This is a genomic window from Caulobacter sp. 05T431 (assembly GCF_056665975.1).
On record NZ_JBFTKU010000165.1, the window covers coordinates 1 to 381 of the forward strand.

Below are 381 nucleotides of genomic sequence, written 5' to 3' on the forward strand. Positions count from 1 at the left end.
GCGTAAAGGATCTCATCGACCCGCCCGGCTGTACGGGCCACGCTGAGGGACCCTGAGCGTTGGAATGAGACGTCAACGCCGGACATCTGCTCGAGCTTGCCGTAGAACTCCAGCCCGTACTTTGCGAGCTTTGTCATGGTTGTCGAGCCGCGCGCGCCCGTCACGAGACCGGCGGCGTGCCATGAGGTGCCGCTGCCGAGGACGTTGCTCTCCAAGACAAGGATGTCGCTCTCCCCCGCCGCGGCGAGATGATAGGCGATGCTGGCGCCGACGATGCCGCCGCCAACGATGACGGTCCGGACTCGTGCGGGCAGGGGGTCGTGGGACGTGTCCGTGAATGCTTTGGCGCTGATGCTGCGGTCGACAAGCCTGTCCATGGGG

General features: G+C 65.6%; 1 protein-coding gene. It reads right to left on the bottom strand.

All coding sequences use genetic code 11. The features are described from left to right. On the bottom strand, positions 1–381 hold a 381-nt coding region (locus AC1U89_RS24965; protein WP_479902299.1), incomplete at both ends, for an NAD(P)/FAD-dependent oxidoreductase.